Genomic DNA, 11,271 nt, shown 5'->3' on the forward strand with positions numbered 1-11,271 from the left:
CGGCATTGTCGCTCACCTTCGCGATGCCGCCGAATGCCCGAACGTAAATTTGTATCATCAACTCAGATTATACTTGCCTAAGTTGTCTATACAACTTAAACTTCAAATCGCAGGCATTCCTGGCAGCCGGCAGGCATTGCCAGACAGGTTTTCGCAACACCCATCACGCCGGATGGTCGGCGTGAGCAGACATCAGCATCCACAGGAGACACCAGATGGCAAGCTTTCAACCCAAGCAATTACTCACTGCCGCATTGATTCTGTCGGCATTTTCCGCACCGGCGTTCGCCGACATCAAGATCGGCTTCAACGTGCCGCTGACCGGCTTTGCGGCCGCCGACGGCAAGTCCGCGCTGGAAGGTGCGAAGCTGGCCGTCGCACAGGCCAATGCCAAGGGCGGCGTCGCCGGCCAGAAGGTGGAACTCGTGATCTATGACGACCAGGCCTCGCCGAAGGAAGCCGTGCCGGTCGCCACCAAGCTGGTGGAAAAGGACAAGGTCGTGGGTGCGGTGTCCGGTTCCTACTCGGGCTCTACCCGCGCGGCCGCGGCAATCTTCCAGCAGCGCCAGGTTCCCTATGTGGTTGCCTATGCGATCCATCCCGAAATCACGCAGACCGGCGACTACATGTTCCGCACTGCCGCCATGGGCGAAGTCCAGGGCCGCGCGGGCGCGATGCTGGTCCAGAACCTCGGCAAGAAGCGCGTCGCCGTCGTCACGCTGAAGAACGATTTCGGCCAGGCGCTCGCCGCCGGCTTCAAGGAAGGCGCATCGAAGTTCGGCCTGCAGATCGTCAATGAATACGAATACGGCATGCAGGACCGCCAGTTCGGCGCGCTGGTCTCCAAGGTCAAGTCCGACAACCCGGACATCATCTATGCCTCCGGCTATTACTTCACCGCCGGTCCTCTGGTCAGCCAGCTGCGCGCCGCCGGCATCACCGCGCCCATCATCGGCCAGGAAGGCTACGATTCCGACAAGTTCATCGAAATCGCCGGCGCCGCCGCAGAAGGCACGCTGCTCACCACCTCGCTCGACCGCGACGCGGATTCGCCGGCGACAAAGAGCTTCATGAGCGAATTCCGCAAGGCCACCGGCGTCAATGCAGACATGGTGGCGGCCGGCACCTACACCGCGACCAGCGTGCTGATCGAAGGCCTGCAGAAAACCGGCGGCAAGGGCGGCGAGGCGCTGAAGAATGCGCTGGCAGCCGGCAGCTTCGATACGCCGATCGGCAAGCTGGCCTTCAACGACTTGCATGAAGTGAAGAAGGATGTGCAGGTGCAGGTCGTGAAGGACAAGGCCTTCCACCGCCACTCGGTGATCTCCGGTCCGATGCTGGCGCCGCCGAGCAAGGCCAAGCAGTAAATCTCTTAAAAGCCGGTCTTCCCTCCATCACCAAGCGAGGGAAGACTGGCAGCAAAGGCTGAAGCGCCTTTACATCCGCTCCATCTCATTCGTCCCAAGGAACCATCATGCTCTTCCTCGAGCTGATCGCACAGGGCCTGGTCCAGGGCAGCATCTACGCGCTCGTCGCGCTGGGGCTGACGCTGGTCTACGGCCTCTTGCGCATACTCCATGTTGCCCACGCGGCGCTGTTCACGCTCGGCGGCTATCTCGGCGTCATGGTCACCAATGCCACCGGCAGCCTCGCGCTGGCCTTCGTCATCGCCATGCTCGCCGCCGGCCTCACCGGCGTGGCCATGTACCGCCTCTGCTACGAACCCATCCTCAAGCAGCCGCCCTTCGTCGCGCTGATCGCATCGATCGGCCTGTACATCGCCTTCGAAGAAATCTTCCGCATCGTCTTCGGCGCTTCCGGCCTCTCGTATGTCGCGCCGCCGCTGCAGGAACAGATCGCGCTGTTCGGCGGCCTGCAATTCAAGCTGGCGGAAATCCTTGTGATGACCGGCACCGCGGCGATCATCGGCGTGCTGTTCTACCTGCAGACCCGCACCCGCATCGGCGTCGCCTGCCAGGCCACCGTGTCCGATCCGCAGATGGCGCAGTCCTTCGGCATCAAGCTGCAGCAGGTCCGCGACATCAACTTCTTCGTCGGCTCCGCGCTGGCGGGCTTCGCCGGCGTCTGGGTCGCCCTGCTCAACAACCTGGTCGAACCGACGATGGGCAGCGTGCCCTCGTACAAGGGCCTCGCGATCATCGTGCTCGGCGGCATGGGCTCGGTGCGCGGCACGCTGATGGCGGCGCTGGTGCTGGGCGTCGTCGAATCCTTCGGCACGATCTATCTCGGCAAGCTGCTCGACCGCAATGCGATCGCCTTCGCCTTCCTGATCGTGGTGCTGATGATGCGCCCGCAGGGCCTGTTCGCGCGCAGCTGAAAGGACAGCCATGGAATACGAAATCTCTCTCCTGACGTCGATGTGCATCAGCGTGCTGTTCGCATTGTCGCTCAACCTGATCACCGGCTTCTGCGGCCAGATCAGCCTCGGCCATGCGGCCTTCCTCGGCATCGGCGCCTACCTGTCGGCGCTGCTGTGCAAGGCCGGTCTGCCCTTTCTCGCGACGCTGCCGCTGGCGATGCTGCTGGCAGGCGTGATCGGCATCATCGTCGGCCTCGCCAGCCTGCGGGTGCGCGCCGACTTCCTCGCGATCACCACGATGGGCGTGGGCTTTTTGTTCGTCGGCGTGGTGCGCCAGCAGGAATGGCTGGGCGGTGAAATGGGCGTGTCGGCGATTCCCGATTCGGGCCTGTCGAAGATGGGCTTCATGCTGCTGACATTGGCGCTGTGCATCGCCACCGCTCTGCTCTGCCTTTACATCCGCCGCTCCTGGATGGGCCGCGTGTTCAACGGCGTGGCCGAAGACGAAGACACCATGCGCGTGCTCGGCATCGACGTGCCGCGCTACAAGCTGGCCGCATTCGCGATCGGCACCGCGCTGGCGGGCCTGGCCGGCGGCCTGTATGCGCAGAACCTGAAGTTCATCGGCCCGGACAGTTTCGGCTTCGTGGAGTCCGTCACGGTGCTGTCCATGGTCGTGGTCGGCGGCATCGGCTCCGTCACCGGCGTAGCCGTCGGCGCGGCGGTGCTGAGCGCGCTGCCCGCCTGGTTCCAGTTCATCGGCGATTACAAGCTGCTGGTCTACGGCGGCCTGCTGTTCCTGATGATGCGCTTCTCGCCGGGCGGCATGGCTGCGCTGGTGACACGCATGGTCTCTTCATCCAAAGTTACCAAGGGAGGCCGCGCATGAATCCCCTGCTGAAAGTCGACGGCGTCACCGTGCGCTTCGGCGGTCTCACCGCCATCGACAAGGTCTCCTTTGAAGTCCGCGAAGGCGAATTGCTCGGCCTGATCGGCCCCAACGGCGCCGGCAAGACCACCATGCTGCGCTCGATCACCGGCGTGGTCCGCGTCACCGAGGGCAAGGTCGAACTCGCCGGCGAGGCCCTCAACGGTCTGCCGACGCACAAGCGTATCCGCAAGGGGCTGTCGCTGTCGCAGCAGCTGGTCAAGCCCTTCCGTGAAATCTCGGTGCTCGACAACGTCGCGCTGGCCGCTGGCGCGCAGTACACGCGTTCGCCGCTGGCCGCGCTGATGCATGTATCGCAGGAAAAGGAAGCCGCGCTCGGCCGTGAGCTGCTCAAGCGGGTCGGCATCGAAGCCTATGCCGACCAGAAACCCGGCATCCAGCCGCTGGGCATCCTGAAGCGCCTGGAGATGGCGCGTGCGCTGGCGCTGAATCCGAAGCTGCTGCTGCTCGACGAACCGCTGGCCGGCCTCAACTCAAAAGAGGCGCATGCCCTGGCCACCACCATCGCCGAGATTAACCGGCAAGGCGTCACCATCGTGCTGATCGAGCACAACCTCGGCGAAGTGATGCGCATCTGCCAGCGCCTGGTGGTGCTCGACAACGGCCGCAAGATCGCCAGCGGCGACCCGCGCGCCGTGATGAACGATCCGGTGGTGCGCAGCGCCTATCTCGGCGGCGACACGCTGTCGGAACAGCATGCCAAACCGGAAACCGCAGGAGGCGTCCATGCTTGAACTGAACAATCTTTCCTGCGGCTACGGCGCCTTCCACGCGGTAGGCGACCTGTCGCTGTCGCTGCAGCCCGGCACCATCACCGGCCTGCTCGGCGCCAACGGCGCGGGCAAGTCGTCGACGCTGATGTGCATCGCCGGCCATGTCGCGCTGCAGGGCGGCGGCATCCGCTTCGACGGCCAGGACATCGGCAGGCTGGCGCCCAACGAACGGGTACGGCGCGGCATCGCGATCTCGCCCGAAGGCCGCCGCCTGTTCAAGGACCTGACCGTGGAAGACAACCTGCGCGTGGGCGGACTGGTGCAGCCGGCCGGGCATTTCGCAAAGGACCGCGACTATGTGCTCGGCCTGTTTCCGCGCCTGGGCGAGCGGCTGCATTCGCTGGCCGGCAATTTGTCCGGCGGCGAGCAGCAGATGCTGGCCATCGGCCGCGCGCTGATGACGCGTCCCAAGCTGATCATGATCGACGAACTCTCGCTCGGACTGATGCCCAAGGTCATCGACCTCTGCTACGCCGCGCTGCGCCAGCTGCAGGCCGACGGCATGACGATTTTACTGGTGGAACAAAACACGGAGCGCGTGCTGTCCGTCGCCCAGGAGGTCTGCGTGCTGGAATCCGGCCGCACCGTCTGGCAAGGCAAGGCGGCCGACGCCCGCAACAACCCTGAACTCACGGAAGCCTATCTCGGCTTGCATTAATGGAAGGAAGACAACAATGAATACCGTTACCGACAACATCGAACTCTCCACTGACCCGCGCTGGGATGCAAGCCGCGTGATCCGCGCACCGCGCGGCAGCGACAAGTCCTGCAAGAGCTGGCTGACCGAAGCCGCCTACCGCATGCTGCAGAACAACCTCGACCCGGAAGTCGCCGAGAATCCGAAGCACCTCGTGGTCTACGGCGGCATCGGCCGCGCCGCGCGCAACTGGGAATGCTTCGACCAGATCCTGGACAGCCTGCGCAAGCTGGAAGACGACGAAACCCTGCTGGTGCAGTCCGGCAAGCCGGTCGGCGTATTTCGCACCCATGCCGATGCGCCGCGCGTGCTGATCGCCAATTCCAACCTGGTGCCGAAATGGGGCAACTGGGAACACTTCAACGAACTCGACCGCAAGGGCCTGTTCATGTACGGCCAGATGACCGCGGGCAGCTGGATCTACATCGGCAGCCAGGGCATCGTGCAGGGCACCTATGAAACCTTCGTCGAAGCCGGCCGCCAGCATTACAACGGCGACTGGTCCGGCCGCTGGATCCTCACCGCCGGCCTCGGCGGCATGGGCGGCGCGCAGCCGCTGGCTGCGACCCTCGCCGGCGCGGTATCGCTGAACATCGAATGCCAGCAGAGCAGCATCGACTTCCGCCTGCGCACCCGCTACCTCGACAAGCAGGCGAAAGACATCGACGATGCGCTGGCGCTGATCAAGCACCACTGCGAGCGCAAGGAAGCGGTGTCCATCGGGCTGCTCGGCAACGCCGCCGAGATCCTGCCGGAACTGGTGAAGCGTGCAAAGGCCGGCGGCATGAAGCCCGACCTCGTCACCGACCAGACCTCGGCGCACGACCTGATCAACGGCTACCTGCCGATGGGCTGGAGCGTCGCGCAATGGAAGGCCGCGCAGCAGGACCACGGCCAGCACGCCCGCCTCACCGCCGAAGCCGCCAAATCCTGCGCCGTGCATGTGCAGGCAATGCTCGACTTCCACGCGATGGGCATTCCCACGGTGGACTACGGCAACAACATCCGCCAGGTCGCGAAAGACACCGGCGTGGACAACGCCTTCGACTTCCCCGGCTTCGTTCCGGCCTATATCCGCCCGCTGTTCTGCGAAGGCAAGGGCCCGTTCCGCTGGGCCGCGCTCTCCGGCGATCCCGAGGACATCTACAAGACCGACGCCAAGATCAAGGAACTGTTCCCGAACAACAAGCATGTGCACCACTGGCTCGACATGGCGCGCGAGCGCATCGCCTTCCAGGGCCTGCCCGCCCGCATCTGCTGGCTCGGCCTGGGCGAGCGCCACATTGCAGGCCTGGCCTTCAATGAAATGGTGAAGAACGGCGAACTCAAGGCCCCGATCGTCATCGGCCGCGACCACCTGGACACCGGCTCCGTCGCCAGCCCCAACCGCGAGACGGAAAGCATGAAGGACGGCACGGATGCCGTCTCCGACTGGCCCCTGCTCAACGCCCTGCTCAACACCGCAGGCGGCGCGACATGGGTTTCCCTGCACCACGGCGGCGGCGTCGGCATGGGCTACTCCCAGCACGCCGGCATGGTCATCGTCGCAGACGGCACGGAAGCTGCAGCGAAGCGCCTGGCAAGAGTGCTGGTCAACGACAGCGGCTCCGGCGTCATGCGCCATGCAGACGCCGGCTATGAAACAGCCGTAGCATGCGCGAAGCGCAACGGACTGAACCTGCCGATGGTGAAATAAAAGGAAAGAAAAAGCGGGCAGCAGCAAAACAGACCAAGGCAAAACAAAGAGGCTGTGCCTTTCCCCCTTTGCCGACGCCAAAAGAGCGTTACGCAAAGCGGAAAAAGAAGCGCAGACTGTCTGAGCCGAAGGCGAGTTTCTGCGCTTCCCGCTTTGTGCAACGCTCTTTTGGGAACCCCGAAGGGGCGCCGGCAACGGGGTCGCCTTTCTTTGCCTACTTTCTTTGGCGAAGCAAAGAAAGTAGGTGGCCCGCCGGGGCCAGACCCGGCAAGCCCGTCCGAAGAACCCATCGCACCGCATCACCGAAGAGCGACCCGAACACAGCATCAGGAAGAGCCATCACCATGAACACTCTAACAATCAATCCAGGGAAATTAACCCTCACAGACCTGCGCCAAATCTGGCGCGGCACAGTCAGTCTGGGACTGGCAAAAGACGCCTATCAAGCCATCCACACCTCCTCCGCCACCATCCAGAAAATCGTGGAAAAAGGCGCCCCCGCCTACGGCATCAACACCGGCTTCGGCAAACTCGCCAAAACCCACATCCCCAACGACCAGCTGGAAGAGCTGCAACGCAACCTCATCCTCTCCCACTCGGTAGGCAGCGGCGAACTCATCGCAGACAACATCGCCCGCCTCATCCTGGCGACGAAGATCGGCAGCCTGTCCCGCGGCTACTCAGGCATCCGCGCCTCGGTCATCGACACCATGATCGCCCATTACAACGCCGGCATCATGCCCTGCATCCCGAGCAAGGGCTCGGTAGGCGCCTCCGGCGACCTCGCCCCGCTGTCGCACATGACGCTGGCCCTGATGGGCGAAGGCGACGTGCGCGTGGACGGCCGCATCGTCCCCGCGAAGGAAGCGCTCGAGAAAGCCGGCATCGCCCCCGTCACGCTCGCCGCCAAGGAAGGCCTCGCCCTGATCAACGGCACCCAGGTCTCTACTGCCTTCGCCCTCAACGGCCTCTTCCTCGCCGAGCGCATGCTGGAAGCCGCGACGGTGGCCGGCGCGCTGTCGGTCGATGCCGCAAAAGGCAGCGACGCCCCCTTCGACCCGCGCGTGCACATCGTGCGCGGCCAGCCCGGCCAGATCGCGGTGGCGCAGATCTACCGCACCCTGCTGCAGGGCAGCGAAATCCGCCGCTCGCACCTGGAAAACGACGAGCGCGTGCAAGACCCCTACAGCCTGCGCTGCCAGCCGCAGGTGATGGGCGCCTGCCTCGACCTGATCGGCAATGCGGCCCGCACGCTGCTCATCGAAGCCAATGCCGTCACCGACAATCCGCTGGTCTATGCGGAAGAAGGCGATGTCATTTCCGGCGGCAACTTCCATGCCGAACCGGTGGCCTTCGCCGCCGATTCGCTGGCACTGGCCATCGCCGAAATCGGCGCGCTGTCGGAACGCCGCATCGCCCTCCTGATCGATGCCACGCTGTCGGGCCTGCCGCCCTTCCTGGTGGCTTCCTCGGGCCTCAATTCCGGCTTCATGATCGCCCACGTCACCGCCGCCGCGCTGGCCTCGGAAAACAAGTCGCTCGCCCATCCGGCCAGCGTCGACAGCCTGCCGACCTCGGCCAACCAGGAAGACCATGTCAGCATGGCTACCTTCGCCGGCCGCCGCCTGAACGAGATGGCCGACAACACCGCCACCATCGTCGCCATCGAGGCGCTAGCCGCCGCGCAGGGCGTGGACTTCCACAACCCGCTGAAGACCTCGCCGCTGCTGGCCGACGTGCACCAGCACCTGCGCCAGCGCGTGCCCTTCTATGACAAGGACCGCCTGTTCGCACCCGACATCGAGGCGGCCCGGCAGATGGTGCTGCGCGGCGACCTGAGTGCCGGCTGCCACGACCTGTTCCTGCCGCTGTATTCGAACTGAGTAACTGAACAAAAGGAAGCACCATGTACCGCAAAGCCGACATGAGCCGCTGGCAAGGCCGCATCGATGAAGCAGAAGGTCTTGGCGGCAGGCGCTGGCACCAGATCGTGCAGGTTTTCGATCCGGATACCGCTGGCAGCAGCGGCAATGGCAAGGGCGTTGCCCTGATCGGCTTCGCCTGCGATGCCGGCGTCGCGCGCAACCATGGCCGCACCGGCGCTGCCGAAGGGCCGGCGGCGATCCGCGCCATGCTCGGCAACATGCCGGTGCGCCGCCGTACAGTGATTGTCGATGCGGGCGACGTGGCCTGCGTGGACGATGCGCTCGAAGACGCGCAGCAGGAGTTGTCGGCGCATCTTGCCGAGCTGCTCGATGCCGGCTACCTGCCGCTGGCGATGGGCGGCGGGCATGAAATCGCCTTCGGTTCCTTCGGCGGTCTGGCGCGGCATCTGGAAAAGAAGGAAGGCAAGCCGCGCATCGGCGTCATCAATCTCGATGCGCATTTCGACCTGCGCCAGGCCGAGCGCGCCAGTTCCGGCACGCCGTTCCGGCAGATCGCCGAAGACTGCGCGGCGCGCGGCTGGCCCTTCAGCTACTGCTGCCTAGGCATCAGCGAATTTGCCAATACGCAGGCCCTGTTCGAACGCGCGCGGCAGCTCGGCGTGCGCTGGATGCTGGACGAAGACATGAGCGCCGCGCGCTTCGATGCGGTGCGCGCGCAGGTCGAAGCCTTCCTGTCCGAAGTCGACCATGTGTATTTCACGATCTGCCTCGACGTGCTGCCGGCGGGCGTGGCGCCCGGGGTGAGCGCACCGGCTGCGCGTGGCGTACCATTGGACGTTGTCGAACCGATTGCGGATCTGATCGCAGTCAGCGGCAAGCTGCGCCTGGCCGATATTGCCGAACTCAATCCCGGCCGGGACATCGACCAAAGGACAGCCCGGGTCGCCGCCCGCCTGCTGGCAAGGCTCGCGGAGCGCACCGGGACATGAGGAGACCATGCGCAAATTCACACGCGACGACTATGTATCGATGCCGTGGAAAAACGGCGGCGGCCACACCCTGCAGCTGGCGATCGCGCCGGAAGGCGCGGACCTGAGCAGTTTCGAATGGCGTATCAGCAGCGCCGACGTCGACAGTTCCGGTCCGTTTTCCCTGTTCGCAGGCTTCGACCGCTCATTGGCCGTGCTGGAAGGCAACGGGCTGATGCTGGAACTCGACAGCCTGCACGCCACCATCCTGACGCCCGACAACAAGCCGCTGGCCTTTCGCGGCGAACAGCAGGTGCATGCGGCGCTGTTCGACGGGCCGATCAGGGATCTGAATGTCATTACCCGCCGCGCCTGCTGGACGCATACGCTGGAAAAGCTGCAATTCAGCGGCAGCTTGCAATGCGACATGCAGGCCGATCTTGTTTTCATCTTCAACGCGCGCGGCGATGCCGTGCAGTGCAAGACTTTGGCAGGCCGCGAAGCCGGGATCGGCGAAGGCGAATCGGTGCTGATCGACGCCAGCGACGGCGAACACATCGACCTGTCCGCCAAGGCCGCTGCCATGCTGTACATCGCGCGCCTCATGCAGAAACGAAATGCCGACAACAACTGAACATGAATTGAATTGGGATGCATTGTGGACCAATGTCCACCTTGCCACGCTGGCCGATGCGCAGGGCTACGGCGAGATCCGCGATGCGGCGATTGCCGTGCGCGGCAGCCGCATCGCCTGGCTGGGGCCGAGATCCGCATTGCCGGCCGGCGCGCGCGCTGCGGTTGAGCATGACGGCGGCGGCCGTCTACTCACGCCCGGCCTGATCGACTGCCATACCCATATCGTGTACGGCGGCAACCGCAGCGGCGAGTTCGAAGCCCGCCTCAACGGCGCGACCTATGAAGAGATTTCGCGCAGCGGCGGCGGCATCATGTCCACCGTGCGCGCCACGCGCGCGGCAAGCGAGGATGCGCTGATGCAGGCCAGCCTGCGCCGGGTTCGCAGCCTGCTGGCGGAAGGCGTCACCACGCTCGAGATCAAGTCCGGCTATGGTCTTGATCTCGAGACCGAGCGCAAGATGCTGCGCGCGGCGCGGCGTATCGGCGAGCAGCTGCCGGTGCGGGTGAAGACGACGTTTCTCGGCGCGCATGCGCTACCGCCGGAGTTTGCGGGCAAGGCGGACGCGTATATCGACGAAGTCTCTGACCGCATGCTCCCGGCATTGGCGAGCGAAAGGTTGGTCGATGCGGTCGACGCCTTCTGCGAGAAGATCGGTTTCTCCTCGGCGCAGACCGAGCGGGTATTCCAGGCGGCAGAGCGGCATGGCTTGCCGGTGAAGCTGCATGCGGAGCAGCTGTCGGACCAGGGCGGTGCGGCATTGACGGCGCGATATCGCGGGCTGTCGGCGGATCATCTGGAGTATCTGTCGCCGGAAGGCGTCGCGGCGATGGCTGCGGCAGGCACGGTGGCGGTGCTGCTGCCGGGAGCTTTCTACTTCCTGCGCGAGACGACCTTGCCGCCGCTCGCCGCTTTGCGCGAAGCGGGCGTGCCGATTGCAATTTCCACCGACTGCAATCCCGGAACCTCGCCGATGACCTCGCTGCTGCTGGTGATGAACATGGCGTGCACGCTGTTCAGGATGACGCCGCTGGAGGCGATGCTTGGCGTGACACGCCATGCGGCGGCGGCGCTGGGGCTGGGCGGGGAAATTGGTACGCTGGAGGTGGGAAAGGCGGCGGATTTCGCGCTGTGGGAGGTGGAGCGGCCGGGGGAGCTGGCTTACGGGATTGGGGGGAATCCGTGCGGGCAGGTGGTGTTTGGGGGTGTTGTTAGGAAGGTTTGAGGTTTGAGGTTTGAGGTTTGAGGTTTGAGGTTTGAGGTTTGAGGTTTGAGGTTTGAGGTTTGAGGTTTGAGGTTTGAGGTTTGAGGTTTGAGGTTTGAGGTTTGAGGTTTGAGGTTTGAGGTT

10 protein-coding genes are annotated in these 11,271 nt (G+C 64.5%); all 10 read left to right on the plus strand.

Translation table 11 applies throughout. The features are described 5' to 3' along the window. The first annotated feature begins 215 nt into the window (after positions 1–215). The 10 genes from IGW03_RS26850 (at position 216) to hutI (ending at position 11,148) form a co-directional block, all read left to right on the plus strand. Positions 216–1,367 (plus strand): ABC transporter substrate-binding protein, encoded by a 1,152-nt coding sequence (locus IGW03_RS26850; RefSeq protein ID WP_194725612.1) that lies wholly within the window; start codon positions 216–218, stop codon positions 1,365–1,367. 107 nt (positions 1,368–1,474) lie between these two features. Next, positions 1,475–2,338 carry a branched-chain amino acid ABC transporter permease gene (locus IGW03_RS26855; RefSeq protein ID WP_194725613.1) on the plus strand — a complete coding sequence of 288 codons (864 nt, stop codon included), beginning with the start codon at positions 1,475–1,477 and terminating at the stop codon, positions 2,336–2,338. Between the two features lie 10 nt (positions 2,339–2,348). Continuing rightward, the gene (locus IGW03_RS26860) at positions 2,349–3,209 is read left to right on the plus strand and encodes a branched-chain amino acid ABC transporter permease (protein WP_228536115.1); all 861 of its coding nucleotides are present in this window, start codon (positions 2,349–2,351) and stop codon (positions 3,207–3,209) included. Beyond that, positions 3,206–4,003, plus strand: coding sequence for an ABC transporter ATP-binding protein (locus IGW03_RS26865; RefSeq protein WP_194725614.1), 798 nt, complete (start codon positions 3,206–3,208; stop codon positions 4,001–4,003). The genes IGW03_RS26860 and IGW03_RS26865 overlap by 4 nt, the downstream gene beginning before the upstream one ends. After that, positions 3,996–4,700, plus strand: coding sequence for an ABC transporter ATP-binding protein (locus tag IGW03_RS26870; RefSeq protein WP_194725615.1), 705 nt, complete (start codon positions 3,996–3,998; stop codon positions 4,698–4,700). The genes IGW03_RS26865 and IGW03_RS26870 overlap by 8 nt, the downstream gene beginning before the upstream one ends. Before the next feature lie 16 nt (positions 4,701–4,716). Next, the gene (hutU, locus tag IGW03_RS26875) at positions 4,717–6,435 is read left to right on the plus strand and encodes a urocanate hydratase (RefSeq protein WP_194725616.1); all 1,719 of its coding nucleotides are present in this window, start codon (positions 4,717–4,719) and stop codon (positions 6,433–6,435) included. Positions 6,436–6,779: 344 nt separating this feature from the next. Next, on the plus strand, positions 6,780–8,318 hold the full coding sequence (gene hutH / locus IGW03_RS26880; RefSeq protein ID WP_194725617.1) for a histidine ammonia-lyase: 1,539 nt from the start codon (positions 6,780–6,782) through the stop codon (positions 8,316–8,318). A 23-nt stretch (positions 8,319–8,341) separates the two neighbouring features. Then, positions 8,342–9,310 (plus strand): formimidoylglutamase, encoded by a 969-nt coding sequence (hutG, locus tag IGW03_RS26885; RefSeq protein ID WP_194725618.1) that lies wholly within the window; start codon positions 8,342–8,344, stop codon positions 9,308–9,310. A gap of 7 nt (positions 9,311–9,317) precedes the next feature. Continuing rightward, positions 9,318–9,923 (plus strand): HutD/Ves family protein, encoded by a 606-nt coding sequence (locus tag IGW03_RS26890; RefSeq protein WP_194725619.1) that lies wholly within the window; start codon positions 9,318–9,320, stop codon positions 9,921–9,923. Further along, the gene (gene hutI, locus IGW03_RS26895; RefSeq protein WP_194725620.1) at positions 9,907–11,148 is read left to right on the plus strand and encodes an imidazolonepropionase; all 1,242 of its coding nucleotides are present in this window, start codon (positions 9,907–9,909) and stop codon (positions 11,146–11,148) included. The genes IGW03_RS26890 and hutI overlap by 17 nt, the downstream gene beginning before the upstream one ends. Positions 11,149–11,271 lie beyond the last annotated feature (123 nt).

It is taken from the genome of Noviherbaspirillum malthae (assembly GCF_015352985.1).
GTDB lineage: Bacteria > Pseudomonadota > Gammaproteobacteria > Burkholderiales > Burkholderiaceae_D > Noviherbaspirillum > Noviherbaspirillum malthae.